This is a genomic window from Pseudomonas kielensis (assembly GCF_030505375.1).
GTDB lineage: Bacteria > Pseudomonadota > Gammaproteobacteria > Pseudomonadales > Pseudomonadaceae > Aquipseudomonas > Aquipseudomonas kielensis.
The window spans coordinates 833,102-858,142 of sequence record NZ_CP130043.1; the positions used below are offsets into that span (position 1 = coordinate 833,102).

Consider the following 25,041-nt stretch of genomic DNA (forward strand, 5'->3'; position numbering starts at 1 on the left):
CGCCAGCCGGTCAAAGGTCGTGATGCAGATACGCCGCCTGCTTGGGCAAGCGCAGACTGAACAGGAACGCGACGGCCATCATCACCGTCACGTACCAGTAGAACGAGTTTTCCATGCCCACCGACTTCAAGCTCAGGGCCACGAACTCCGCCGAACCGCCGAAGATGGCGTTGGCCACCGCGTAGGCCAGGCCCACGCCCAGGGCGCGCACTTGCGGCGGGAACATTTCGGCTTTCACCAGACCGCTGATGGAGGTGTAGAAACTCACGATTGCCAGCGCCAGGGTAATCAGCACGAAGGCCAGGAACGGGCTGGTGACTGACTTCAGGCTCAGCAGGATCGGCACCGTGCACAGCGTGCCCAGGGCACCGAACCAGAGCATCGAATTACGCCGACCGATCTTGTCGGCCAGCATGCCGAAAAACGGCTGCATGCACATATAAAGGAACAGCGCGCCGGTCATGATGTAGCTGGCGGTCTTGGCGTGCATCCCGGCGGTGTTCACCAGGTACTTCTGCATATAGGTGGTGAAGGTGTAGAAAATCAGCGAGCCACCGGCGGTGTAGCCCAGCACGGTGATGAACGCCGTCTTGTGATCGCGGAACAACGCGCGGATGCTGCCGGCGTCCTTGTCTTCGCGCATTTCCTTGCTGGTGGTTTCCTTGAGCGAGCGACGCAGCAGCAACGAAATCACCGCGGCAACCGCCCCCACGACAAACGGAATCCGCCAGCCCCAGGCGCGCAATTCATCCTCAGACAGGAACTGCTGCAGGATCACCACCAGCAATACCGCCAGCAGTTGCCCGCCAATCAGGGTCACGTACTGGAACGAGGCGAAAAACCCGCGCTGGCCCTTGAGCGCCACTTCACTCATGTAGGTCGCGGTGGTGCCGTACTCGCCACCCACCGACAGGCCCTGGAACAACCGGGCGACCAACAACAGGATCGGCGCCCAGACGCCAATGTCCTTGTAGGTGGGCAGGCAGGCGATGAGCAAGGAGCCGGCGCACATCATCAGCACCGAGATCATCATGGAATTCTTGCGCCCGTGCTTGTCGGCCACCCGACCGAACAGCCAGCCACCGATGGGGCGCATCAGGAACCCGGCCGCGAATACACCGGCGGTGTTGACCAACTGCACCGTGGGGTTGTCGGAGGGGAAGAAAGCGGGCGCGAAGTAGATCGCGCAGAATGCATAGACGTAGAAGTCGAACCATTCGACCAGGTTGCCGGAGGAAGCCCCGACAATCGCAAAAATTCTCTTACCCCGCTCTTCAGCGGTGTAGTGGCTTGTCATGGATGTCATGGTTTTTACACTCGGTGGGGACAGTAAACGTCTAGACATACTTTGCAACAATCCCGTTCCCTGGAATGACTCATACAGGCATTTGCACGTCAGTCATGACGCCTTCGCGGGCAAGCCTGGCTCCCAGGGGAGCAGGGCTTACCCGCGGTACAACGAAGCGCTGCGGTCAGACCCGCTCGATCGCCAGCGCCAGGCCTTGGCCAACGCCCACGCACATGGTCGCCAAGGCTTTTTTGCCGCCGGTTTTTTCCAGTTGATGCAGGGCCGTCAACACCAATCGCGCCCCACTCATGCCCAACGGGTGCCCCAGGGCAATGGCGCCGCCGTTGGGATTGACCTGCGCCGCGTCATCGGCCAGGCCCAGCTCACGCAGCACCGCCAAGCCCTGGCTGGCGAAGGCTTCATTGAGCTCGATCACGTCGAAATCACTGATCGCCACGCCGAGACGCTCGATCAGCTTGCGCACTGCCGGCACCGGGCCGATGCCCATAACCCGAGGGGCCACGCCGGCACTGGCCATGCCGAGCACTTTGGCGCGCGCCGTCAGGCCGTGTTTCTTCACCGCCTCGGCAGATGCCAGGATCAGCGCCGCCGCGCCATCGTTGACGCCCGACGCGTTGCCGGCCGTCACGGTTTTATCCGGGCCATTGACCGGTTTGAGCTTGCTGAGGGTTTCCAGGGTGGTGTCGGCCCGGGGATGCTCGTCCTGCTCGACCAGGCTTTCGCCTTTCTTGTGGGCAACACGCACCGGGACGATTTCTTCGGCGAAGAAACCTGCTGCCTGCGCCGCCGCAGTGCGCTGTTGACTGCGCAGGGCAAAGGCATCCTGATCCGCGCGTGACACCCCATAGTCGTCCGCCACGTTGTCGGCGGTCTGTGGCATCGCATCCACGCCGTACTGGGCTTTCATCAAGGGGTTGATGAAGCGCCAGCCAATGGTGGTGTCTTCCAGTTTCATGCCCCGCGAGAACGCCGCGTCGGCCTTGCCCATGACAAAGGGTGCGCGGGACATCGATTCGACGCCACCGGCAATCGCCAGCTCCATTTCGCCGCTGGCAATCGCCCGGAAGGCGGTGCCAATGGCATCCATGCCCGAGGCACAGAGGCGGTTGAGGGTCACCCCGGGAATGCTCTGCGGCAACCCGGCCAGCAGCAAAGCCATGCGCGCGACGTTCCGGTTGTCTTCACCGGCCTGGTTGGCGCAACCGAGGAACACCTCGTCCACCGCATTCCAGTCAACGCCCGGGTTACGTTCGATCAAGGCCTTGATCGGCACCGCGGCCAGATCATCAGCGCGCACGCTGGACAAGCCGCCACCAAAGCGGCCGATGGGGGTGCGAATCGCATCGCAGATATACACCTCGCGCATCATGCTTCTCCTGGTGCCTGGCCGTGGGCGGCTGCGGTCCGCGCTTCCAGATCGCGCAGGGCCGCCAGCTCGACGGCTGTCGGCTCGGCGGTCTGCTGCACCTGCTCGGCGAAACGGACGGCCCAACCGGTGGCCGCCACCACTTGCTCGCGGGTTACCCCCGGGTGCAGCGCCGTGACCACGAACTCATGGGTGCCGGCTTCCGGCTCCATGATGCACAGGTCGGTGATGATGCCCACCGGCCCTGCACCTGGCAGGCCGAGACGCTGGCGCGAGTCGCCGCCTTCGCCATGACCGACCGAGGTAATGAAGTCCAGCTTGTCGACGAACGAACGCGCCGACTGCTTGAGAATGATCAGCACACTTTTCGCCGAACCGGCGATCTCCGGTGCGCCGCCGGCACCTGGCAAGCGAACCTTGGGCTGATGGTAGTCACCAACCACCGTGGTGTTGATGTTGCCGAACCGGTCGACCTGCGCCGCGCCAAGGAAGCCGACGTCAATCCGCCCGCCTTGCAGCCAATAGCGGAAAATTTCACCGGTAGGCACCACCGTGTCAGCGGTTTCCGCCAGTTCGCCATCACCGATGGACAGCGGCAGCACGCTGGGCTTGGCGCCAATCGGACCCGACTCGTAGATCAGCACCACGTCCGGCGAGGATGTCAGGCGCGCGAGGTTGGCGGCTTTGGAGGGCAAACCGATGCCGACGAAGCACACCGAACCGTTTTTCAGACGGCGGGCGGCCGCCACGGTCATCATTTCATTGGTGGAGTAAGTCATTATTTGGCCTCCGAAGCACGAGCCAACTTGGCCTGGAATTCACTGAAGTCAGCGCTGCCGTGGATGTACTCGTTGATCCACGCGGTGAAGGTTTCACGGTCGCGGGCAATCGGGTCCCAGGCTTGGTAGAAGCGGTTGTCACGCTCGGTGTAACCGTGGGCGTAGGACGGATGCGCACCGCCTGGCACATGACAGACCGCGCTCAGGGCCCAGGTCGGCAGCACGCAGGCATTCATCGGGGCCTTGAGGTCATCGACGATTTCTTCGACGGTGACGATGCAACGCTTGGCGGCCAATGCCGCTTCTTTTTGCACGCCAAGAATGCCCCAGAGCAGCACGTTGCCCTTGCGGTCGGCCTTTTGCGCATGGATCACCGTCACATCCGGGCGCACCGACGGCACCGCCGCCAGCACTTCACCGGTGAAGGGGCAGGTCACGGTCTTGATCAGTGGGTTGACCTTGGGCAGGTCGGAACCGGCGTAGGCGCGCAATACCGCGAACGGCAGGCCAGAGGCGCCCGCGACGTAGGCATTGGCCAGGTCAGCGTGGCTGTGTTCTTCGATTTCCAGCGCGTGGGGCCATTGCTTCTCAACGGCATCGCGCAGACGGTGCAGCGAACCCACGCCCGGGTTACCGCCCCAGGAGAAAATCAGCTTGCGTGCGCAACCGGCACCGATCAACTGGTCGTACACCAGGTCGGGGGTCATGCGTACCAGGGTCAGATCTTTCTTCCCCTGACGAATGATTTCATGACCTGCTGCGGTTGGAATCAGGTGAGTGAAGCCTTCGAGGGCGACGGTGTCGCCGTCATTCACGAATTGCTTCACGGCATCGTGCAGCGAAAGGATTTCTGCCATGGGGGTGGACTCCCGAGTTTCAGTAAACCGACATGGAGGACGGGGCGCGATGTGCGGCGCCGGATTGACTGAAGAGTAAGCCGCTAAAAAACCCCAAACAATCCGATAATCGACTAAGTGTTCGTTTATCGAACAGATTGTTGTCAGCCTATCGATCCATTCGGGACACCTGGCGTCGGGATGGGTTTATCGAGCAGCTCAGGCGAACAACTGGGCACTCAGTTCACGACTGGCACTCAGCAGGCCCGGGAGAAACCGCTGCTCCAGCTCGTTGCGCCCGACGCGCCCGGCATGGGTGCTGACGTTCAGTGCCGCCAACACCTGGCCCGAGGCGTCGTACACCGGCACGGCGATCGAGCGCAGGCCCTGCTCCAGTTCCTGGTCGACAATGCACCAACCCTGCTGGCGGACTTCCTGCAGGCACTCGAGCAATGCTTCGGGGGTATGCAGGGTGCGGCTGGTCTTGGCCTGCAGGTCGGCGTGATCGAGGTACTCACGCAATGACGCATCATCCAGCGCCGCCAACAGGATCCGCCCCATGGACGTGCAGTAGGCCGGCAAGCGCCCGCCGACCGAGAGGTCGACCGAGATCAGGCGCTGGGTCGTTGCCGAGCGGGCGATATACAGAATGTCATTCCCTTCGAGCGTGGCCATATTGCAGGCCTCGTGCAATTGCTCGCTCATGCGGTCCAGGTAAGGTTGGGCCGAGACCGCCAGGGGCGTCGAAGACAGGTAGGCATGGCCCAGGGTCAGCACCTTGGGCAACAGCGAATAGGTTCGCCCGTCGGTGGTGGCGTAGCCGAGCTTGATCAGGGTATGCAGGCAGCGGCGCACCGCAGCCCGGGGAATTTCGGTGCGATGGCTGATCTGGGCAATGGTCAGGTGGCGCTTGCGCTCCTGGAAGGCTTGCACCACGGCCAGGCCTCGGGCCAGGGACGTCATGAAGTCCGGGTCCCCGGTCAGTGCCTGGATCCGCTTGGCGGGGGAAGCGACAATTGGCGGCGCGGCTGAAGTGAAGGAGTTGCGCAATTGATCGTTCATTTCAGGTCGTTCCCCTGGGTTCGTCGGCTATTACAGGCTGCCCCCAAGCGTGCGCACAAGCCGTGGGCAGTCAACTTTGGGCGATTATCGAACCGCCAGCCGATAATCGCAATGCGTACGCCTATCGCCAAAGGCCTTGTCGACTGTGGGCTGCCCCAATAAGAGGGGGTGACTTTAGAGCATGTGTCCTTATCAGACTTTCGTACTTGTCCTTGGATTAGCGAGTGAGTGCCCCCAGATACAAACTTCAGCTGGGTTAATGACGCCAGGAAACAAGCGTCTGTTGTATGGCGTCAAAATCAACCAGGTAACAAAACGTTTTTACAGGGGACAGGAACATTTAACTTGTTGGCGATAGTCAGCGCTCGATTGAACGCTATAATGGCCACAGTGATGCCCTCCGTATCTCCTCGACAACGGATCCAATCACCCAGGCAGCGCAAGGCTTTGGCCCCGCTGCCTGCTGGCAAGCGCTAGACACGCATCTCGAATGCCCGGCCCATGCGCTTGCAGGAAACAAGAAGACTGATGCTACATCAGTGATTCTTCTCTGGTGCTGTGGCCGCCTGCAACAACGGTGCTGTCAGCGCAGTGCGCTCATGACTCAAGCAGCCTGTGGCTACTTGCATGATGACGCCAGCGATCAACAGACCCCGTGTAGTGCGTTTCACCAGAGTTTATTTCAACTTAATTAGGTAACACTGTGACGAAAGACGAACTGCGCGCCGAACTTGAGCGCCAGGAACAACGTTACAAGGAAGTGTACGGTGGTGAAGTCACCACCTACGCCGCCCAACCCGAACCGGAACGCAAACCGTGGCGTAAGCGCGCCAGCGTTCAGGACCAGGCCTTCAGCCAAGAGCTGCAAAAGATGGAAAAAGACCTTAAGGCCGAAGAGCCCTAGGGCCAAGGCTTGAGTGGTCCCCAGAACCTGCCCTTTGCCCAGGGGCAGGTTGCGCTGTCATAGCGCTTGCTGACGGCAGCTGCGCGCCACCGTTGCCTCCAGGACGAGGTCATTAGCTGTAAATCTGACCCCTATCTCAGAAATTTCATACAGCCCTACCCCTCCTTTGCCGAAGGGACGAAAAGCCCTGTTTCCGGCACCGCACCCAATAAAATCAATGGGTTAAAAACCCTACGCCCAGACTGCGACTTAGGGTCTTGTTACAAACTAAATGAATGAAACATGTAGCCGATCGGCACCTGATGCATCGATTAACCATCTTTTCTGGCATAATCGCGCCCCCTTATGACCGGGTCAGAAAACCTTCATGATCGATTTATTCAGCGGACTAGATGCTTGGGTGCTTGTGAGCCTCTTGCTCGCCCTGGCCTTTGTCCTCGCCTTCGAGTTCATCAACGGCTTTCATGACACCGCTAACGCGGTAGCCACTGTTATCTACACCAAGGCGATGCCGCCCCACCTGGCGGTGTTCTTCTCCGGTGTATTCAACTTCCTTGGCGTGTTGCTGGGCGGTGTGGGTGTGGCATATGCCATTGTCCATTTGCTGCCAGTAGAACTGTTGATTAATGTGAACACCGGCCACGGGCTGGCAATGGTGTTCTCGCTGCTCGCGGCGGCCATCACCTGGAACCTGGGCACCTGGTACTTCGGTATCCCAGCCTCCAGCTCCCATACCCTGATCGGTTCGATCCTCGGTGTCGGCCTGGCGAACGCCCTGATCAACGATATTCCACTGGTTGACGGCGTTAACTGGCAGAAGGCTATCGACATCGGCGCCTCGCTGGTGCTCTCGCCGATGGCCGGCTTCGCGGTGGCCGCCCTGGTACTGCTTGGCCTCAAATGGTGGCGCCCGCTGTCCAAGATGCACAAGACCCCGGACCAGCGTCGCAAGATCGATGACAAGAAGCACCCGCCGTTCTGGAACCGTCTGGTCCTGGTGATCTCGGCGATGGCGGTGAGCTTCGTGCACGGCTCCAACGATGGCCAGAAAGGCATCGGCCTGATCATGCTGGTGTTGATCGGTATCGTCCCGGCACAGTTCGTCCTCGACCTGAACAGCACCACTTACCAGATCGAGCGGACTCGCGATGCGACCTTGCACCTGAGCCAGTTCTATCAGCGTAACGAAGCCACCCTGGGCGAGTTCCTGGCCCTGGGCAAAAGCGTGAAGGAAGACCTGCCGGAGAAATTCCGTTGCAACCCGCAACAGACCGAACCGACCATCAGCGCGCTGCTGGGCACCCTCAAGGGGGTAGCCGACTACCACTCGCTGCCGCATGAAAGCCGCATCGAAGTACGTCGCTACCTGCTCTGCCTGGACGACACCGCGAAGAAAGTCGGCAAGCTGCCTGGCCTGGACGCCCGTGAAAAGGCCGACCTCGACAAGCTGCGCAAAGACCTGACGGCCACCACTGAATACGCACCATTCTGGGTGATCCTGGCCGTTGCCCTGGCGCTCGGCCTGGGCACCATGGTGGGCTGGAAACGTGTGGTACTGACCATCGGTGAGAAGATCGGCAAACAAGGCATGACCTACGCACAGGGCATGTCGGCTCAGATCACCGCTGCGTGCATGATCGGCATGGCGAACATCTTCAGCCTGCCGGTATCGACCACCCACGTTCTGTCCTCGGGTGTCGCCGGTACCATGGTTGCCAATAAAAGCGGCCTGCAAGGCGGAACCGTGAGGACCATCCTGCTGGCCTGGGTCCTGACCCTGCCAGCCACAGTGGCCCTCTCCGCCGGCCTGTTCTGGCTGGCCTCCAAGGCCCTGGGTAACTGATTCACAGCGGCACAAAAAAAGGCGCGCCCTCCTGGAGGTCGCGCCTTTTTTATTGGGAAAAATCCATCGAAGCTACGTAGGGGGCGGAACCATTAGCCGCAACAACCACAGCAACGGATATGCCCCCGCCCCAAAAAATCCAAGCCAAAAAAAAGGGCAACCGAAGTTGCCCAAAATGCCTTGCGTGCTCGTGCTCCCAGAAAGACCTAAGGCTTCTTGCGCTTATGCGAGTCTTTCCAGATAAAAAATCCAAACCCAGCGAAAAACAGAATCATGAGGCTGACAGTCAGCACTCCGGCGATCACCACATTGTCGAAAAACATGACTAGCCTCCCGTGCTTGCTTCGTTGCGATGGGTCTAAGTTAACCAATCAGGCACAGGAGAAAATTGACCGGGATCAATGTCGCCCACGACAGGGCGTAAAGGAGGGGAAATAACTGACCTGCATCAACAGATGCAGGGGGGTTCAACGCTTTTTCGGCTTGTTCTTCGGCTTTTTCTTCGCTTTACCCAGCGGCATGGCCTGCTCGAATGCCTGGCGCACTTCGTTCAGGCGCTTTTCATTGAGGTCATGCACACGCTTGGCGCGCTCGGTGTTGAGATCGATCAGCTTGTCGTCTTGGCTCATGGCGTGGCTTACGTCTTCCAGTTCAATACAGGCGCGGCACAGCGACCCACGTCACCCTGCCCGCTCAAGGTTGAGCAATAATGCGGCCTCTGGCCAACGAAGACCAGTCACCGGCGACACCACAAAGGCGGCTCGCCGTTCAAACCTCGATATCGACCCACAACCCCTGGCGCGGCTGATCGTCCATCACCGCCACCACGGGCACAGTGTTATCGGCATTCAACTCGTCGCCCGGCACCGCCAGGGGCGCTTGCGGATCGTCGTCAGCTTCGCGGCGGCGTTTATCGCGGGCCATCTGACGCCGCTGCTGTTCGCGCAGCCCCATCGCCGCTTCCTCGGGATCGCGCTGCTGCAGGTCGATCGTGCTGTCGCTGGAGCTGGGCTGCACCGGCGCCACCGGCATAATGTCCGGGCGCGGCCGGACCGGGTCCTGCTGGGAGGTAATCGGCACAGCGCTCAAGGGGAGCATGGGTGGCAGCATGATAAGGGTCTCCTGTCGGCAGGCTGTCGGCTGTTTGACCAGTGACTTGAGCCATCGGTCGTAAACTTGTGAGCCAGTTGACACTCCCAATCGCCAATCGGCTCGATGCGCTACCGTAAGACTAGTAGTTTTTATGAGAGTCCTTTGGCTCTGAAGGCAGCGATCCGTTAAGATAGTCGGCTTTTTCAAGGCGGGAGTCAGGCAGCATGGCGCAGCAGTATCAACCGGGGCAACGCTGGATTAGTGACAGCGAAGCAGAGCTAGGTTTAGGCACCGTTCTGGCACAGGACGGTCGCTTGCTGACCGTGCTCTACCCGGCCACTGGCGACACCCGCCAGTATGCGCTACGGAGTGCGCCCCTCACCCGCGTGAGGTTTTCGCCGGGCGACACCATTACGCACTTCGAAGGCTGGAAAATGACCGTGCGCGAAGTCGACGACGTCGACGGCCTGCTGGTCTACCACGGGCTCAACGCAGAGAACGAGTCGGTCACCCTGCCGGAAACCCAGCTGTCGAACTTCATCCAGTTCCGCCTGGCCAGCGACCGTCTGTTCGCCGGCCAGATCGACCCGCTGGCCTGGTTCTCGCTGCGTTACCACACGCTGGAGCACACCAGCCGTCAATTGCAGTCCTCGCTCTGGGGCCTGGGTGGCGTGCGCGCACAACCGATCGCTCACCAGTTGCACATTGCCCGTGAAGTGGCCGACCGAATCGCGCCGCGGGTTCTGCTGGCGGACGAAGTGGGCTTGGGTAAAACCATCGAAGCTGGCCTGGTGATCCATCGCCAACTGCTCTCCGGTCGTGCCAACCGCGTGCTGATCCTGGTGCCGGAAAACCTCCAGCATCAATGGCTGGTGGAAATGCGCCGGCGCTTCAACCTGCAGGTTGCGCTGTTCGACGAAGAGCGCTTTATCGAAAGCGATGCCAGTAACCCGTTCGAAGACACCCAGCTCGCGCTGGTAGCCCTGGAGTGGCTGGTCGACGACGAGAAAGCCCAGGACGCCCTGTTCGCTGCGGGCTGGGACCTGCTGGTGGTCGACGAAGCTCACCACCTGGTGTGGCACGAAGACCAGATCAGCCCCGAGTACTCGCTGGTCGAGCAACTCGCCGAGACCATTCCCGGCGTCCTGCTGCTGACCGCCACCCCGGAACAACTGGGCCAGGACAGCCACTTCGCCCGTCTGCGCCTGCTTGATCCGAACCGTTTCCATGACCTCAAGGCCTTCCGCGCCGAGAGCGAGAACTATCGCCCGGTAGCCGAAGCCGTTCAGGAACTGATGGACCAGGGCCGTTTGTCCCCAGCCGCCCACAAGACCATCCAGGGCTTCCTCGGCGACGAGGGCGAAGCCCTGCTGACCGCGGTCAACGATGGCGACATCGAAGCCAGCGCCCGCCTGGTCCGCGAGTTGCTGGATCGCCACGGCACCGGCCGCGTGCTGTTCCGCAACACCCGCGCCGCCGTGCAGGGTTTCCCTGAGCGCAAGCTGCACCCATACCCGCTGCCGTGCCCGGACGAATACCTCGAACTGCCGCTGGGCGATCACGCCGAGCTGTACCCGGAAGTCAGCTTCCAGGCCCAGCCGGACGCCGACGAAGACCAGCGCTGGTGGAAGTTCGACCCACGCGTGGAGTGGCTGATCGACCAGCTCAAGATGCTCAAGCGCACCAAGGTCCTGGTGATCTGTGCCCACGCCGAAACCGCGATGGACCTGGAAGACGCCCTGCGCGTGCGCTCCGGCATCCCGGCCACGGTGTTCCATGAAGGCATGAACATCCTTGAGCGTGACCGCGCAGCGGCCTACTTTGCCGATGAAGAGTTCGGCGCCCAGGTACTGATCTGCTCGGAAATCGGCAGTGAAGGTCGCAACTTCCAGTTCTCCCACCACCTGGTGCTGTTCGACCTGCCGTCCCACCCGGACCTGCTGGAACAGCGCATCGGCCGTCTGGACCGGATCGGCCAGAAGCATGTCATCGAGCTGCACGTGCCGTATCTGGAAACCAGCCCGCAAGAGCGCCTGTTCCAGTGGTACCACGAAGCGCTGAACGCGTTCCTCAACACATGCCCGACCGGCAACGCCCTGCAGCACCAGTTCGGCCCACGCCTGCTGCCGTTGCTGGAAGAAGCCGATGACGGCGAGTGGCAAGCGCTGATCGACGAAGCCCGCGGCACCCGCGAAGCCCTGGAAGCCGAGCTGCACAGCGGTCGCGACCGCTTGTTGGAACTCAACTCCGGCGGGGCTGGCGAAGGCGATGCCCTGGTGGAAGCAATCCTTGAGCAGGACGATCAGTTCGCCCTGCCGATCTACATGGAAACCCTGTTCGACGCCTTCGGCATCGACAGCGAAGACCATTCGGAAAACGCCCTGATCCTCAAGCCGAGCGAAAAAATGCTCGACGCCAGCTTCCCGCTGGGCGACGACGAAGGCGTGACCATTACCTACGATCGCAACCAGGCGCTGTCCCGCGAGGACATGCAGTTCATCACCTGGGAGCACCCGATGGTCCAGGGTGGCATGGACCTGGTGCTGTCCGGCTCGATGGGCAACACCGCAGTCGCGCTGATCAAGAACAAGGCGCTCAAGCCCGGTACCGTGTTGCTGGAACTGCTCTACGTCAGCGAAGTGGTCGCCCCACGCTCGCTGCAACTGGGCCGCTACCTGCCGCCGGCAGCCCTGCGCTGCCTGCTGGACACCAACGGCAACGACCTGTCGAGCCGGGTGTCGTTCGAGACCCTCAACGACCAGCTCGAAAGCGTGCCCCGCGCCAGCGCCAACAAGTTCATCCAGGCCCAGCGTGATCAACTGACACCGCGCATCAACGCCGGCGAAGAGAAGATCACCCCGCGCCACGCTGAACGGGTAGCCGAAGCTCAACGCCGCCTGGCAGCCGACACCGATGAAGAACTGGCGCGCCTGACCGCCCTGCAAGCCGTCAACCCGACGGTACGTGACAGCGAACTGGTTGCCCTGCGCCACCAGCGCGAGCAAGGCCTGGCTATGCTCGACAAAGCCGCGCTGCGCCTGGAAGCGATCCGGGTGCTGGTGGCGGGTTAATCCCCCACCTGACACTGCAATAAAAAAGGCCCGCAGCGATGCGGGCCTTTTACTTTTCTGCGGGAGCTGCTGCCCCCCATGATTGCTCTTAACCTGCCGACACCACACCCACCCCAGGCTCAACCACCGTCCCCATTCCCTCCTTCATGCGCTTGGCATCGCGGACAAAACAGCGCGCTGCCAGGAACAGGAACACCATGGTCAGCAACAGCGCGACCGGAATCAGGTACATGGCATCGTGCAGGCCGACGGCCTTGAACGCCTCGGTCATCTGCTCGGCACCCGCCGCCTGCATCGCCGTGTGTGCGAAGTGATCGGACAGCCCGCCGACCACCACTGGCCCCAGGCCGCCCCCCAACAGATACAGCCCGGCGAAGAACAGCGCCATGGCCGTCGCCCGCAGGCGAGGTTCCACCACGTCCTGGATCGCCGTGTACACGCAGGTGTAGAAGTTGTAGGCAAACAGCCAGCCCAGGCTGAACACCGCCACAAACACCCCGATTTCAATTCGCCCAGCATGCAACGCCCACGCTGTGCACAGGGTCGAGATAATCAGGCTGAAGCCCGCGAACAACAGCCGACCATTGGCCACCCGCTGGTGAATCTTGTCGGCCACCCAACCGCCCAGCGTCAAGCCAAACAACCCGGTCACCCCGACGATCACCCCGGTGGCCACTGCTGCATCCTGCAGTGGCAACAGGAAATAACGCTGCAGCATGGGCACCAGGAACGAGTTGCAGGCATAGGTGGCGAAGTTGAAGCACAGGCCGGCCATCACCAACCAGAGAAAGGTCGGAATCGCCAGGACCCGGCGAATCGGCCGGTCGACCCGCTCCTGGGATATCTGCACGGCTTCCGCCGCACCACGCTTGGGCTCTTTAATGAAGAACATGAAGACCGCCAGGATCAACCCTGGCACTGCCGCAATGAAAAAGGGTGCGCGCCAGCTATCGAAGGCCTTGACCATGGCGCCGATGGTGAAAAACGCCAGCAACAGGCCCAGGGGCAGGCCGAGCATGAAGATGCCCATCGCCCGCGCCCGACGATGGGCAGGAAACAGATCGCCGATCAACGAGTTGGCGGCCGGGGCATAACTGGCCTCACCGATGCCCACCCCCATGCGCACGATCAGGAAACTCCAGAAACTGCCCACCAGCCCGTTGACTGCCGTCAGCCCGCTCCACACTGCCAGCCCCCAGCCCATCAACTTGCTGCGCGACCCCGTGTCAGCCATCCGCCCCAGCGGCAGTCCGGCAATCGCATAAACGATGGTGAACGCCGTTCCGATGATCCCCAGCTGAAAGTCGCTCAAGTGCCACTCCATGCGGATCGGCTCGATGATGATCGCCGGAATGGTGCGGTCGAAGAAGTTGAACAAATTGGCCAGGAACAGCAGGAACAGAATGCGCCAGGCATTCGCCGCTTGGGTCGAGTTCTGCATGGGTCCGTCTCTTTTACTTATTGTTATGGGCGCGGTACTGCCAACCCGGAACCTGCAATCTAGTCAGGCTCCTGTGTGCTGTCTGTCATTATTCGTCAGGCTGATGTCGGCTTATCGAACGCCACGGACCCCGACTCTTAGATATATCCCTAAACGCTATATAGGTTATTCCAAAATAATAAGAGGCAATGCGCCACCACCGCTTTCACTCCGCTACTGGCTTCTATACTTCCACCATTCGCCAGTGTTCATGGCGCCTGCGAGACGTTTTTCACAGACGGGGCATGCGATGGCCTGGCTAGGATGGCATTTGAGCAGCGAACTGCCCGCAAGCGGCGGTCAGGTCATACTCAACTGTAGCCACGACCCGGTGCTGGTGCTGCTGGCCTACCTGGTCGCCTGCGCAGCCAGTTTTGCCACGCTGGACATAGCCGAGCGGGTCGGCTACGCCGAAGACCCACGTTCCCAAAGGCGTTGGCGCTGGGTCGGAGCCGGCTGCCTGGCCGGCGGGATCTGGGCCATGCATTTCATCGGCATGCTGGCGTTCCAGGCGCCGATTCCCCTCCACTACGACTTGTCGATTACCCTGCTTTCGCTGCTGATTGCCTTTGTCGCCGCCTTCCTGGCCATGGACACCCTGAGCCATGCCGAGCCGCGTCCCTGGCAGTACGTCAGCGCCTCGATCGGTGTCGGAATAGGTATCGCCACCATGCATTACGTGGGCATGGCCGCCATGAGCTCCAGCGCCCACACCTACTTCGCGCCAGGACCGTTCGCCGTATCGGTCATCATCGCCATTCTCGCCAGCGCCGTCGCCTTGCTGCTCTCCCACTGCCTGCGCACTGGCAGTGGGATGTTGCACCAACTGCTCAAGTACGCGACCAGCCTGCTGCTGGGGGGCGGGATTGTCAGCATGCACCTCACCGGCATGTGGGCGATGACGCTGGTGCTACCGGAGGGCGTGCCGGCCTCGCTCTCGGAGCCCAACAACCCGCTGCAACTGGGCGTGACCATCACCGTGATCACCTTGCTGGTGATCGGCAGCAGCGTCAGCGCAGCGCTGGCGGACCGCAAGCTGCAACACAAGGAGCGTGACCTGTGCCGGGTCAATGCCCTGCTCTGCCAACTGGACCAGGCCCGGCAGTCGTTGCAGCAGGTGGCGCATTACGACCCCCTGACCAACCTGATCAACCGTCGCGGCTTCAACCAGATCTTTGCCGAGAAGCTCGCAGAGAAAACCGCCCAGGGCGGCAAGCTGGCGATCATGTTCCTGGATATCGACCACTTCAAGCGCATCAACGATAGCCTTGGCCATGATGCCGGGGACAACCTGTTGAGGGTGATTGCCGGGCATATCAAAAGCTCGATCCGCAGCCATGACGACGTGGTCGCACGGTTTGGCGGCGATGAGTTCTGCGTGCTGGTCAATCTGCTGGACCGCGACGAGGCCCAGCAAGTGGCTGAGCGCATCATGCAGAAAATGAAAGCACCGATCGAGCTGGCCGGGCGGCGTATGGTCATGACCACCAGTATTGGCATCAGCGTGTTCCCCGAAGATGGCCAGCACTGCGAAGAACTGCTCAAGCATGCCGACCTGGCGCTGTACCAGGCCAAGGCCAATGGCCGTAACGGCCTGCACTTTTTCAACGAACAATTGAAAACCCAGGCAACGGTGGCCCTGCAACTCGAAGAAGAACTGCGCAACGCTCTGCGCGACAACAGCGGGTTGCTGCTGTATTACCAGCCGATCTACGACCTGCGGACCGGCCAGGTGACCAAGCTGGAGGCCCTGATCCGCTGGCAGCATCCGACCCACGGCGTGCTGGCACCAGACCGTTTCATCGCCATTGCCGAGGCCAACGGCCTGATTGCCGAACTCGACAATTGGGTGCTGCGCAAAGCCTGTGCAGACCTCGCAGAACTGTCCCAACAAGGCTGCGACTCACTGAAAATCGCGGTCAACTGCTCCCCGCTCAACCTGGCGCGCCCGGAGTTGTCCGACGAAATCGAACAGGCCTTGCGCTCGGCCGGGGTAGCGGCACAGCGACTGGAGTTGGAGGTCACTGAAAACGCGCTGATGGGCAACCTCACCAACACCCTGGTGCTGCTCAAGCAAATCCGTGCCCTTGGGGTGTCCCTGTCCATCGATGACTTTGGCACCGGCTACTCGTCCCTCGCCTACCTCAAGCGCCTGCCCTTGAACACACTGAAGATCGACCGTTCATTCAGCCAGGACATCCCGGATTCAACGCAAGACATGGAAATCGTCCAGGCCATTATTGTCATGGCCCACACCCTGCAGTTGCAGGTGGTCACCGAGGGCGTCGAAACCTTCGAGCAGTACCGTTTCCTCGAACGTCTTGGCTGCGATTTCATCCAGGGTTACCTGATGAGCTGCCCGGTGCCGCTGGCTGAGCTGCGGCCGACGCTCAATGAGCTCAACCAGCGCCATCTCTCACACCCGGTCAGCCCTTTGTCGCTGGTGCGCGATACAGATGAATCAAGGTTGCCGGGTCCTTTTCCAGGAAGCCCTGGCCACCGTGCAAGCGCATCAGTTGTGCGGCCAGGCCACTGATCGGCGTTGCCGAACCCTGTTCGCGAGAAAACTGCACCGCGCCGTCCAGGTCCTTGAGCAGGGTCCGCACGTGCCATTTCACCGGTTCAAAGGAGCTCGCAGCCATCTGCGGAGCCAGAATCTGCAGCGGCTTTGAGTCGGCAAAACCACCGCTCAAGGCGTCCGCCAGCCGGCTCGCGTCCACACCGGAACGCTCGGCCAGCGCCACCACTTCGGCAATCACCAGGGCGTTGCAGGCCACGATCATCTGATTGCAGGCCTTGGTCACCTGCCCGGCCCCCACCGCGCCCATGTGCGTGACTCGCTGGCCGAGGTTGAGCAACACTGGGCGAACCCGCTCCAGATCAGCCGCCTCCCCTCCGACCATGATCGCCAGGCTCCCGGCCTCGGCACCGGGCACGCCACCGGACACCGGCGCATCGAGCCAGCCCATGGCGCAGTCGCTGGCCAGTTGCGCAGCCATGTGCCGGGTAGCGGTCGGTTCCAGGCTGGAAAAATCCACCAGCAACTGGCCAGCTCTGGCGCCACTGGCCACGCCTGCCGGACCAAACACCACCTCGCGCACCACCTCGGTATTGGCCAGGCACAACATCACCAGGTCAGCGTGATCACAGAGTTCAGCCGGGCTTGCCACCTGCCTAGCGCCCGCCTCGACCAGGGCCGCGCACTTTTCAGGATGACGATTCCACACCGTCAGCGGATAACCCGCGGCCAGCAGGCGGCGACACATCGGCAAGCCCATCAAGCCGATGCCGGCGAACGCAAGTGAAGGTAACGATGCCATTGATCTGCCTCTGCACGATTGAAAGTCTGCGAATAATCGCTGATTCACCGAGACTTGGGAAAGCCGCTCGCACCATCGTGCCTGAGCGGTCGAACAAGGGTCCATCAGGTACATCCAGAAACAATTGAGCAGCCATTTGGCTGCTCAATAAACTGTTCCCATTACGCGAACGTCACCCTCGATCAGGCCTGGCTGTGGCCTTTCTCTACGGCAACGTGCCATCACGCTACTCCGCTACACACTTTACGTCGCGCAGCCTTCGCACCAAACGAGTGCGCCGTATTAAACCGACGCCCTTTCCTGGATCAGAATCCAGGGTGAAACCACCACGGCCCACAGCTCTGGATCACGCTCGAAAAGATCCAGCGCCCGCGTTTCAGACAGCTTCGCGAGTTCGTCGGCGGCCAGCCAGGCAGCCACTTTCTCGCCTTCGTCCTGCGCCACCGCCTCGGCAGCAGCGATCAAATCCAGACCCGGATCGACCCACAATAGGGCGCCCTTGGCAAAGAACGGTTCCAGTTCCTTCCAGGTAATAGATGCAGTTTCACCAAGCAGCTTGGCATAGAGGGTGCTAGGTTCTTGAGTCATGGGTCCTGTCCGCAAATGAAATCGACGCAATCATAACGTTGGTGCCTTGACAGAAAAACCCGGATTCAAATGCGTCATCGAACGAAAAGCACCGGAACGCCAGGCAATGCTGCTGATTCAGCTATAAGCCGGCCAAAGCCATGGCGCCATTCTGTCTTTTTCTTTCAATTAAGCGACATCACCAGGATTTGCCCCCAGCAGCCAGCTTTTCAAGCGAACAACCGGCGCTCTACACTGTACCGGTACAGTTGCCAGGGGCATTTCCGCAGAAGACTTAGGTCATCTACCGGTTCTGCGCCTCAGGCCGCCAGGACTATAAAAATTACAACAGTAAGAGTGGAGCACTATGAATAAGGCTACTAAGCAGATTTCCAAACTGTTTGCCGCTATGGTTCTGGCCGGGGTTGCCAGCCATTCGTTCGCAGCTGACACCATCAAGATCGGCATTGCCGGCCCTAAAACCGGCCCTGTAGCCCAATACGGCGACATGCAGTTCAGTGGCGCCAAAATGGCCATCGAACAAATCAACGCCAAAGGCGGCGTCAACGGCAAGAAACTCGAAGCGGTTGAATACGACGACGCCTGTGATCCGAAACAAGCCGTGGCCGTTGCCAACAAAGTCGTCAACGACGGCATCAAGTTCGTGGTCGGTCACCTGTGCTCCAGCTCCACTCAACCGGCTTCGGATATCTACGAAGACGAAGGCGTGATCATGATCACCCCGGCTGCCACCAGCCCGGACATCACCGCCCGTGGTTACAAAATGGTCTTCCGTACCATCGGCCTGGACAGCGCCCAGGGCCCTGCCGCCGGTAACTACATTGCCGACCACGTCAAACCGAAAATCGTTGCCGTACTGCACGACAAACAGCAATACGGTGAAGGCATCGCCACCGCCGTCAAGCAAACCCTCGAGAAGAAAGGCGTCAAGGTTGCCGTGTTCGAAGGCATCAACGCCGGCGACAAAGACTTCTCCTCGATGATCGCCAAGCTCAAGCAAGCCAACGTCGACTTCGTCTACTACGGCGGCTACCACCCAGAGCTGGGCCTGATCCTGCGTCAATCCCAGGAAAAAGGCCTGAAAGCCAAGTTCATGGGTCCGGAAGGCGTGGGTAACGATTCCATCTCGCAGATCGCCAAGGACGCTTCCGAAGGCCTGCTGGTAACCCTGCCGAAATCCTTCGACCAGGATCCGGCCAACGTTGCCCTGGCTGATGCCTTCAAGGCCAAGAAAGAAGACCCGAGCGGCCCGTTCGTGTTCCCGGCCTACTCGGCTGTTGAAGTCATCGCCGGCGGCATCACTGCAGCCAAGAGCGAAGACTCGGCCAAGGTGGCAGAAGCCATCCACGCCGGGACTTTCAAAACCCCGACTGGCGACCTGAGCTTCGACGCCAAGGGCGACCTGAAAGACTTCAAGTTCGTGGTTTACGAGTGGCACTTCGGCAAACCTAAAACCGAAGCTTCGCCTCAGTAAGGCCTTGCCTGACTGACTGCCAACAAAGCCCACGGCGTGCCGTGGGCTTTGTTTTACGAATGTATGGGCCGCGCCTGCGTGATCCGCAAGCCTCCCCACCTGAAAATCTCAAAACCGTCATCAGCGGTTCGCTGGCAAACCTCACGCCCGAAGTGGATGCAGATCCTCGGGGCTTGAGCGGGAAAATGACTCCACCAGTGAAATGCGTATCAGGTTTTTAGGAGCGTTGTAATGCCTGAGATCTATCACTTTTTCCAACAGCTGGTTAACGGTCTGACCGTTGGCAGCACGTATGCCCTGATCGCCATCGGCTATACGATGGTTTACGGCATCATTGGAATGATCAACTTCGCCCACGGCGAGGTCTACATGATCGGCTCCTACGTGGCGTTCATCGCCATTGCCGGACTGGCCATGATGGGACTCGATAGCGTCCCGTTGTTGATGACCGCAGCCTTCATCGCGAGCATCGTCGTAACCAGTGCCTATGGCTACAGCATCGAACGGATCGCCTACCGCCCATTGCGTGGCAGTAATCGCCTGATTCCGCTGATTTCCGCCATTGGCATGTCGATCTTCCTGCAGAACACGGTTCTGCTGTCGCAAGACTCCAAGGACAAATCCATTCCCAACCTGATCCCGGGCAACATCTCCTTCGGGCCAGGCGGAGCATCGGAAGTTCTGATTTCCTACATGCAAATCGTGGTGTTCGTGGTGACGCTCGTGGCCATGCTTGGCCTGACGATGTTCATCTCCCGTTCGCGCCTGGGTCGTGCCTGCCGCGCCTGCGCCGAAGACATCAAGATGGCCAACCTGCTGGGTATCAACACCAACAACATCATTGCCCTGACCTTCATCATCGGTGCTGCCCTGGCGGCGGTCGCGGCCGTTCTGCTGAGCATGCAATACGGTGTGATCAACCCGAACGCCGGCTTCCTGGTCGGGCTCAAGGCCTTCACCGCTGCGGTACTGGGCGGCATCGGCAGTATTCCGGGCGCCATGCTTGGCGGTCTGGTACTGGGTGTGGCTGAAGCATTCGGTGCTGACATCTTCGGCGACCAGTACAAGGACGTCGTGGCATTCGGCTTGTTGGTTCTGGTGCTGTTGTTCCGTCCGACCGGCATTCTGGGCCGTCCGGAGGTTGAGAAAGTATGACTAGGAATCTTAAATCGGCGCTGTTCAGCGCCTTGCTGGTGTGGGCCGTGGCCTACCCGGTATTGGGTCTGAAGCTGACCATCGTCGGCATCAACCTGGAAGTCCACAACACCAGCCCGGCCATCCTGGCGACCATCGCCCTGTGTTCGGTCCTGATGTTCTTGCGGGTCCTGTTCAGCCACCAAATCAGCGCGGCGTGGAAATCCTCGCCAAACATGCCGCTGATCCCGGCCAAGGCCAGCAACTTCCTGACCCTGCCCACCACTCAGCGCTGGATCATCCTGGCCCTGATCGTCGGCGCTCTGGTCTGGCCGTTCTTCGGCTCGCGTGGGGCGGTAGATATCGCCACCCTGATCCTGATCTACGTGATGCTCGGCCTGGGCCTGAACATCGTGGTCGGCCTGGCCGGCCTGCTCGACCTGGGTTACGTCGGCTTCTATGCCGTCGGCGCCTACAGTTATGCGCTGCTGTCGCATTACTACGGCCTGAGCTTCTGGATCTGCCTGCCTATCGCCGGGTTGATGGCGGCCACCTTCGGCTTCCTGCTCGGTTTCCCGGTACTGCGCTTGCGCGGTGACTACCTGGCGATCGTGACCCTGGGTTTTGGCGAGATCATCCGCCTGTTCCTGCGTAACCTGACCGACCTCACCGGGGGTCCGAACGGCATCAGCAACATCGAGAAGCCAACGTTCTTCGGCCTGACCTTCGAACGCAAGGCCGCCGAAGGGCTGCAGACGTTCCACGAGTACTTCGGCCTGCCGTACAACTCGATCAACAAGGTGATCTTCCTCTACCTGGTTGCCCTGTTGCTGGCCCTCGGTGCACTGTTCGTGATCAACCGCTTGCTGCGCATGCCGATCGGCCGTGCCTGGGAAGCCCTGCGTGAAGACGAAATCGCCTGCCGTGCCCTGGGTCTCAACCCCACGGTCATCAAGCTGTCGGCCTTTACCCTGGGTGCCAGCTTCGCCGGTTTCGCCGGGAGCTTCTTTGCTGCCCGTCAGGGCCTGGTCACACCGGAGTCCTTCACCTTCATCGAGTCGGCGATCATCCTCGCCATCGTCGTATTGGGTGGCATGGGCTCGCAACTGGGGGTGATTCTTGCCGCCGTGGTGATGATCCTGCTGCCGGAAATGATGCGTGAGTTCAGCGAGTACCGCATGTTGATGTTCGGCGCCTTGATGGTGCTGATGATGATCTGGCGTCCTCAAGGCCTGCTGCCCATGCAACGTCCTCACATGGAGCTGCGAAAATGAGCCGTGAGATCCTCAAAGTCGAAAATCTGAGCATGCGCTTCGGCGGCTTGCTGGCGGTCAACGGCGTGGCCCTGACCGTCAAGGAAAAACAGGTCGTGGCCCTGATCGGTCCCAACGGCGCTGGCAAGACCACCGTGTTCAACTGCCTCACCGGTTTCTACAAACCCAGTGGCGGCAGCATCCTGCTGGATGGCGAGCCGATCGAAGGCCTGCCCGGCCACAAGATCGCGCTCAAGGGCGTGGTACGGACCTTCCAGAACGTGCGGTTGTTCAAGGACATGACCGCGGTCGAGAACCTCTTGATCGCCCAGCACCGTCACCTGAACACCAACTTCCTGGCCGGCCTGTTCAAGACCCCGTCGTTCCGCAAAAGCGAGCGCGAGGCCATGGAGTTTGCCGAGTACTGGCTGGAAAAGGTCAACCTCAAGGAGTTCGCCAACCGTACCGCCGGCACCCTGGCCTACGGTCAGCAACGGCGCCTGGAAATCGCCCGATGCATGATGACCCGTCCGCGGATCCTCATGCTCGACGAACCGGCGGCCGGCCTGAACCCCAAGGAAACCGAAGACCTCAAGGCGCTGATCAGCGTCCTGCGTGAAGAGCACAACGTCACGGTGTTGCTGATCGAGCACGACATGAAGCTGGTCATGAGCATTTCCGACCACATCGTCGTGATCAACCAGGGCACACCGCTGGCCGATGGCACGCCGGAACAGATCCGTGACAATCCTGAAGTGATCAAAGCCTACCTGGGGGAAGCGTAAATGCTGCAATTCGAAAACGTTTCCACCTTCTACGGCAAGATCCAGGCCCTGCACAGCGTCAACGTGGAAATCCGACAGGGCGAAATCGTCACCCTGATCGGCGCCAACGGTGCCGGCAAGTCGACCCTGCTGATGACCCTCTGCGGCTCGCCGCAGGCTCACAGTGGCAGCATCCGCTACATGGGTGAAGAACTGGTCGGCCAGACCTCGGCGCAGATCATGCGCAAGAGCATTGCCGTGGTGCCGGAAGGTCGTCGGGTGTTTTCCCGCCTGACAGTGGAAGAGAACCTCGCCATGGGTGGTTTCTTCACCGACAAGGGCGATTACCAGGAGCAAATGGACAAAGTCCTAGGGCTTTTCCCACGCCTCAAGGAGCGCTTTGCCCAGCGCGGCGGCACCATGTCGGGTGGCGAGCAGCAAATGCTCGCCATCGGCCGGGCGCTGATGAGCAAACCCAAGCTACTGCTGCTCGACGAGCCGTCGCTGGGTCTGGCCCCGATCATCATCCAGCAGATCTTCGACATCATCGAACAGCTGCGCAAGGATGGTGTGACGGTGTTCCTGGTGGAGCAGAACGCCAACCAGGCCTTGAAAATCGCCGACCGCGCCTACGTTCTGGAGAACGGCCGGGTGGTGATGCAAGGCACGGGTGAAGCCCTGCTGACCGACCCCAAGGTGCGCGAAGCGTATCTGGGCGGCTAAGCCCTGGCAGTCAAGAAAAACGGCCTTCGGGCCGTTTTTTTTGTGCGCCCGGAAACTGCTTACAGCCGGTCCAGCGCCTCCCCACTGCGTTTGAACCAGCCGATCAGGTAGTCGGCCAGGACCTGGGTGCGTCTGGGCAAGCCGCCTTGATACGGGTGCACCAGGTACATCGGCATGCTGCGGGTCTGGTAGTCACGCAGCAACCAGCGCAAACGGCCGTCAGCCAATTCCGCCTGCAACAGGTAAGACGGCAGGCGCGCAATGCCAGCGCCGGCCAATGCGGCTTTTTTCAACAGGTTGTAGTGGTTGCTGGCGAACGGCCCGGATACCCGGACCCGCAGCAATTCGTGCTGCTGGTGATACAGCCATTCTTCGCGGCCGCTGTAGTGGCTGTTGAGCAGGCAGCGGTGCTCGGCCAGCGCCTGGGGGGCCAGGGGTTCACCGAACTGTTCGAGATAGGCCGGGCTGGCGCAGGTCATTTCGTGCCAGGCCAGCAGCGGCCTGGCCACCAGTCGCTCGTCGTTGGCGACCTCGGAGCGGATCGCCAGGTCGAAGCCGTCACGAGACAGGTCGCGGTAGCTGTTATTGAGTTCCAGCTCGATCTGCACCTGGGGATACTGGCGGGAAAACTCCAGCAGCAAGCCATCAAAAAACGTCTCCCCCAACGAGACAGGTACGGTGATCCGCACTGGGCCGGCCATCTCGTCCTTCAGGCGTGCCAGCGCCTGGCGTGCGCGCTCAACCTGCACCACCAGTGCCTGGGCCTGGGGCAACAAGGCCGCACCCGCCGCGGTCAGACTCAGCCGGCGCGTGGTGCGCTGCAGCAACACCACGCCGAATCGAGCTTCCAACTGGCTGATGCGCTTGGACAGCTGGCCCTTGCTGCAGCCCAGGCGCTGCGCTGCCAACGTAAAGCTAGCGGCTTCAATCAGCACGGCGAACGCCGCCAGGTCATCCATTTCGCTCATGGATTGTTTCCATTAGAAAACCAAAGGTTGCCTATTAGCACGCTTATCCGAAGAAAAAACCACTCTAGACTGAAACCTCGTTCACCCCTTGAGGAAACAGTACGATGAAAATTCTATTGATTGGCGCCAGCGGCACCGTGGGTTCGGCAGTCGACAAGGAGCTGTCGGCGCGTCACGAGATCATTCGCATCGGCCGCACCCGTGGCGATTTCCAGGTCGACATCAGCGACAGCGCCTCGATTCGCGCGCTGTTCGGCAAAACCGGAAAGTTCGATGCACTGGTCTGCGCCGCTGGCAACGTGACCTTCGCGCCCCTGGCCGAGATGGACGCGCAGAGTTTTGCCCTGGGCCTGCAAGACAAACTGATGGGCCAGGTCAATCTGCTGCTGATCGGCCGTGAGTTTGCCAATGACGGCGCTTCGTTCACCTTCACCAGCGGCGTCCTCAGTCACGACCCGATCCGCAGCGGCGCATCGGCGGCATTGGTCAACGGTGCCCTGGACAGTTTCGTGCGGGCCGCCGCCATCGAACTGCCCCGTGGCATGCGCGTCAATTCGGTGAGCCCCACCGTGCTGGTGGAGGCCATGGGCAGCTACGCTCCCTACTTCCGCGGCTACAAACCGGTGGCCGGGGCCGATGTCGGGCTGGCTTATGCCAAGAGCGTGGAAGGCTTGCAGACCGGGCAGACGTTCCACGTCGGTTGACCGCGACGGGTCACTCCAGGAGGCTCGGTAGCAACTCCCGGGCAATGGCGCGCGACATTGTGACCCGAAACTGCGCCCCCAGTACTGACTGTACGGTGGCCGTGCTGATCGGCTGGCCATTGATCAACAGGGTCAACGGCTGTCCGATCGATTGCGTACTGACCTTGCGCATACGCTCCGTGGCCTCGGGGGAAAGTGTGACACTCAAGACTACGATCTCGGGGTTGGGGGAGTCGATGTCCTTCAACACCAGCTCCGTTTTGGTGAAGTCCAGGGCCGATGAGAAATCGATCTCGGCAGCCTGAGTGGATGTGCCGATCACCATTGCCAAAAACACCATCCAAACCTTGCAACGCATGAGCATCTTCCTG

Annotated in this window: 23 protein-coding genes; 10 read left to right on the plus strand and 13 right to left on the minus strand. The window is 60.8% G+C overall.

All coding sequences use genetic code 11. The annotated features are described in order from the left end of the window. Positions 1-10: 10 nt before the first annotated feature. The 5 genes from Q1W70_RS04220 to pcaR form a co-directional block, all read right to left on the minus strand. Complete coding sequence (locus Q1W70_RS04220; RefSeq protein ID WP_182343727.1) at positions 11-1,306, minus strand: MFS family transporter; 1,296 nt, start codon at positions 1,304-1,306, stop codon at positions 11-13. 166 nt (positions 1,307-1,472) lie between these two features. Further along, on the minus strand, positions 1,473-2,678 hold the full coding sequence (gene pcaF / locus Q1W70_RS04225; protein ID WP_178117423.1) for a 3-oxoadipyl-CoA thiolase: 1,206 nt from the start codon (positions 2,676-2,678) through the stop codon (positions 1,473-1,475). Next, the gene (locus tag Q1W70_RS04230) at positions 2,675-3,457 is read right to left on the minus strand and encodes a CoA-transferase subunit beta (protein ID WP_178117424.1); all 783 of its coding nucleotides are present in this window, start codon (positions 3,455-3,457) and stop codon (positions 2,675-2,677) included. Before Q1W70_RS04230 ends, pcaF begins: the two co-directional genes overlap by 4 nt. Next, positions 3,454-4,311, minus strand: coding sequence for a CoA transferase subunit A (locus Q1W70_RS04235; protein ID WP_166592722.1), 858 nt, complete (start codon positions 4,309-4,311; stop codon positions 3,454-3,456). The genes Q1W70_RS04230 and Q1W70_RS04235 overlap by 4 nt, the downstream gene beginning before the upstream one ends. Positions 4,312-4,509: 198 nt before the next feature. Then, positions 4,510-5,352 (minus strand): pca regulon transcriptional regulator PcaR, encoded by an 843-nt coding sequence (pcaR, locus tag Q1W70_RS04240; RefSeq protein ID WP_166592723.1) that lies wholly within the window; start codon positions 5,350-5,352, stop codon positions 4,510-4,512. Positions 5,353-6,055: 703 nt separating this feature from the next. Here pcaR and Q1W70_RS04245 point away from each other — a divergent pair. Together Q1W70_RS04245 and Q1W70_RS04250 are read left to right on the plus strand one after the other, a co-directional pair. Next, positions 6,056-6,256, plus strand: coding sequence for a hypothetical protein (locus Q1W70_RS04245; RefSeq protein ID WP_166592724.1), 201 nt, complete (start codon positions 6,056-6,058; stop codon positions 6,254-6,256). A gap of 367 nt (positions 6,257-6,623) precedes the next feature. Beyond that, positions 6,624-8,099: an inorganic phosphate transporter gene (locus tag Q1W70_RS04250; RefSeq protein ID WP_166592725.1), complete on the plus strand. Its 1,476-nt coding sequence runs from the start codon at positions 6,624-6,626 to the stop codon at positions 8,097-8,099. Positions 8,100-8,305: 206 nt separating this feature from the next. Here Q1W70_RS04250 and ccoM read toward each other — a convergent pair whose 3' ends face one another. The 3 genes from ccoM to Q1W70_RS04265 all read right to left on the minus strand — a co-directional run bounded on the left by ccoM (position 8,306) and on the right by Q1W70_RS04265 (position 9,209). Beyond that, complete coding sequence (ccoM, locus tag Q1W70_RS04255) at positions 8,306-8,422, minus strand: cytochrome c oxidase subunit CcoM (RefSeq protein ID WP_280516537.1); 117 nt, start codon at positions 8,420-8,422, stop codon at positions 8,306-8,308. A 144-nt stretch (positions 8,423-8,566) separates the two neighbouring features. Next, positions 8,567-8,728 carry a hypothetical protein gene (locus Q1W70_RS04260; RefSeq protein ID WP_007906621.1) on the minus strand — a complete coding sequence of 54 codons (162 nt, stop codon included), beginning with the start codon at positions 8,726-8,728 and terminating at the stop codon, positions 8,567-8,569. Positions 8,729-8,867: 139 nt separating this feature from the next. Beyond that, the gene (locus Q1W70_RS04265) at positions 8,868-9,209 is read right to left on the minus strand and encodes an aspartate-semialdehyde dehydrogenase (RefSeq protein WP_166592648.1); all 342 of its coding nucleotides are present in this window, start codon (positions 9,207-9,209) and stop codon (positions 8,868-8,870) included. 206 nt (positions 9,210-9,415) lie between these two features. On the opposite strand from Q1W70_RS04265, the gene rapA reads away from it, so the two are divergent. Then, positions 9,416-12,262, plus strand: a complete 2,847-nt coding sequence (gene rapA, locus Q1W70_RS04270; protein WP_166592647.1) for an RNA polymerase-associated protein RapA — start codon at positions 9,416-9,418, stop codon at positions 12,260-12,262. A gap of 88 nt (positions 12,263-12,350) precedes the next feature. Here rapA and Q1W70_RS04275 read toward each other — a convergent pair whose 3' ends face one another. Further along, entirely contained in the window at positions 12,351-13,703 is a 1,353-nt protein-coding gene (locus Q1W70_RS04275) for a spinster family MFS transporter (RefSeq protein ID WP_166592646.1), read from the minus strand. Positions 13,704-13,992: 289 nt separating this feature from the next. Here Q1W70_RS04275 and Q1W70_RS04280 point away from each other — a divergent pair, with 289 nt between their 5' ends. After that, positions 13,993-16,278, plus strand: coding sequence for a putative bifunctional diguanylate cyclase/phosphodiesterase (locus Q1W70_RS04280; protein WP_302098648.1), 2,286 nt, complete (start codon positions 13,993-13,995; stop codon positions 16,276-16,278). Here the strand turns inward: Q1W70_RS04280 and Q1W70_RS04285 are convergent. Next, the gene (locus tag Q1W70_RS04285) at positions 16,169-17,062 is read right to left on the minus strand and encodes an NAD(P)-dependent oxidoreductase (protein WP_166592644.1); all 894 of its coding nucleotides are present in this window, start codon (positions 17,060-17,062) and stop codon (positions 16,169-16,171) included. The two genes, Q1W70_RS04280 and Q1W70_RS04285, sit on opposite strands and share 110 nt — an antisense overlap. Positions 17,063-17,344: 282 nt before the next feature. Further along, complete coding sequence (locus Q1W70_RS04290; RefSeq protein ID WP_166592643.1) at positions 17,345-17,650, minus strand: DUF2288 domain-containing protein; 306 nt, start codon at positions 17,648-17,650, stop codon at positions 17,345-17,347. A gap of 346 nt (positions 17,651-17,996) precedes the next feature. Here Q1W70_RS04290 and Q1W70_RS04295 point away from each other — a divergent pair, with 346 nt between their 5' ends. The 5 genes from Q1W70_RS04295 to Q1W70_RS04315 all read left to right on the plus strand — a co-directional run bounded on the left by Q1W70_RS04295 (position 17,997) and on the right by Q1W70_RS04315 (position 22,998). After that, the gene (locus Q1W70_RS04295; protein ID WP_166592642.1) at positions 17,997-19,124 is read left to right on the plus strand and encodes a branched-chain amino acid ABC transporter substrate-binding protein; all 1,128 of its coding nucleotides are present in this window, start codon (positions 17,997-17,999) and stop codon (positions 19,122-19,124) included. Positions 19,125-19,355: 231 nt separating this feature from the next. Further along, positions 19,356-20,279 (plus strand): high-affinity branched-chain amino acid ABC transporter permease LivH, encoded by a 924-nt coding sequence (livH, locus tag Q1W70_RS04300; RefSeq protein WP_166592641.1) that lies wholly within the window; start codon positions 19,356-19,358, stop codon positions 20,277-20,279. Then, the gene (locus Q1W70_RS04305) at positions 20,276-21,532 is read left to right on the plus strand and encodes a high-affinity branched-chain amino acid ABC transporter permease LivM (protein WP_095166986.1); all 1,257 of its coding nucleotides are present in this window, start codon (positions 20,276-20,278) and stop codon (positions 21,530-21,532) included. Before livH ends, Q1W70_RS04305 begins: the two co-directional genes overlap by 4 nt. Next, a complete protein-coding gene (gene livG / locus Q1W70_RS04310) occupies positions 21,529-22,296 on the plus strand; it encodes a high-affinity branched-chain amino acid ABC transporter ATP-binding protein LivG (RefSeq protein ID WP_095166984.1) in 768 nt (255 codons plus the stop codon). The genes Q1W70_RS04305 and livG overlap by 4 nt, the downstream gene beginning before the upstream one ends. Continuing rightward, on the plus strand, positions 22,297-22,998 hold the full coding sequence (locus Q1W70_RS04315; RefSeq protein ID WP_027621148.1) for an ABC transporter ATP-binding protein: 702 nt from the start codon (positions 22,297-22,299) through the stop codon (positions 22,996-22,998). A gap of 59 nt (positions 22,999-23,057) precedes the next feature. Here the strand turns inward: Q1W70_RS04315 and Q1W70_RS04320 are convergent, their stop codons facing one another. Beyond that, a complete protein-coding gene (locus Q1W70_RS04320; protein ID WP_166592640.1) occupies positions 23,058-23,966 on the minus strand; it encodes a LysR family transcriptional regulator in 909 nt (302 codons plus the stop codon). A 104-nt stretch (positions 23,967-24,070) separates the two neighbouring features. Between Q1W70_RS04320 and Q1W70_RS04325 the strand changes: the two genes are divergently transcribed. Further along, positions 24,071-24,670, plus strand: coding sequence for a short chain dehydrogenase (locus Q1W70_RS04325; RefSeq protein WP_166592639.1), 600 nt, complete (start codon positions 24,071-24,073; stop codon positions 24,668-24,670). Between the two features lie 10 nt (positions 24,671-24,680). Here the strand turns inward: Q1W70_RS04325 and Q1W70_RS04330 are convergent, their stop codons facing one another. After that, complete coding sequence (locus tag Q1W70_RS04330; RefSeq protein WP_166592638.1) at positions 24,681-25,028, minus strand: SecDF P1 head subdomain-containing protein; 348 nt, start codon at positions 25,026-25,028, stop codon at positions 24,681-24,683. Between the last annotated feature and the right edge of the window lie 13 nt (positions 25,029-25,041).

Coding starts and splice junctions, on each gene's coding strand:
- Q1W70_RS04220 (WP_182343727.1), bottom strand. CDS start 1,306: ATGACATCCATGACAAGCCACTACACCGCTGAAGAGCGGGGTAAGAGA.
- pcaF (WP_178117423.1), bottom strand. CDS start 2,678: ATGATGCGCGAGGTGTATATCTGCGATGCGATTCGCACCCCCATCGGC.
- Q1W70_RS04235 (WP_166592722.1), bottom strand. CDS start 4,311: ATGGCAGAAATCCTTTCGCTGCACGATGCCGTGAAGCAATTCGTGAAT.
- pcaR (WP_166592723.1), bottom strand. CDS start 5,352: ATGAACGATCAATTGCGCAACTCCTTCACTTCAGCCGCGCCGCCAATT.
- Q1W70_RS04250 (WP_166592725.1), top strand. CDS start 6,624: ATGATCGATTTATTCAGCGGACTAGATGCTTGGGTGCTTGTGAGCCTC.
- ccoM (WP_280516537.1), bottom strand. CDS start 8,422: ATGTTTTTCGACAATGTGGTGATCGCCGGAGTGCTGACTGTCAGCCTC.
- Q1W70_RS04260 (WP_007906621.1), bottom strand. CDS start 8,728: ATGAGCCAAGACGACAAGCTGATCGATCTCAACACCGAGCGCGCCAAG.
- Q1W70_RS04265 (WP_166592648.1), bottom strand. CDS start 9,209: ATGCTGCCACCCATGCTCCCCTTGAGCGCTGTGCCGATTACCTCCCAG.
- rapA (WP_166592647.1), top strand. CDS start 9,416: ATGGCGCAGCAGTATCAACCGGGGCAACGCTGGATTAGTGACAGCGAA.
- Q1W70_RS04275 (WP_166592646.1), bottom strand. CDS start 13,703: ATGCAGAACTCGACCCAAGCGGCGAATGCCTGGCGCATTCTGTTCCTG.
- Q1W70_RS04280 (WP_302098648.1), top strand. CDS start 13,993: ATGGCCTGGCTAGGATGGCATTTGAGCAGCGAACTGCCCGCAAGCGGC.
- Q1W70_RS04285 (WP_166592644.1), bottom strand. CDS start 17,062: ATGGCATCGTTACCTTCACTTGCGTTCGCCGGCATCGGCTTGATGGGC.
- Q1W70_RS04290 (WP_166592643.1), bottom strand. CDS start 17,650: ATGACTCAAGAACCTAGCACCCTCTATGCCAAGCTGCTTGGTGAAACT.
- Q1W70_RS04295 (WP_166592642.1), top strand. CDS start 17,997: ATGAATAAGGCTACTAAGCAGATTTCCAAACTGTTTGCCGCTATGGTT.
- livH (WP_166592641.1), top strand. CDS start 19,356: ATGCCTGAGATCTATCACTTTTTCCAACAGCTGGTTAACGGTCTGACC.
- Q1W70_RS04305 (WP_095166986.1), top strand. CDS start 20,276: ATGACTAGGAATCTTAAATCGGCGCTGTTCAGCGCCTTGCTGGTGTGG.
- livG (WP_095166984.1), top strand. CDS start 21,529: ATGAGCCGTGAGATCCTCAAAGTCGAAAATCTGAGCATGCGCTTCGGC.
- Q1W70_RS04315 (WP_027621148.1), top strand. CDS start 22,297: ATGCTGCAATTCGAAAACGTTTCCACCTTCTACGGCAAGATCCAGGCC.
- Q1W70_RS04320 (WP_166592640.1), bottom strand. CDS start 23,966: ATGAGCGAAATGGATGACCTGGCGGCGTTCGCCGTGCTGATTGAAGCC.
- Q1W70_RS04325 (WP_166592639.1), top strand. CDS start 24,071: ATGAAAATTCTATTGATTGGCGCCAGCGGCACCGTGGGTTCGGCAGTC.
- Q1W70_RS04330 (WP_166592638.1), bottom strand. CDS start 25,028: ATGCGTTGCAAGGTTTGGATGGTGTTTTTGGCAATGGTGATCGGCACA.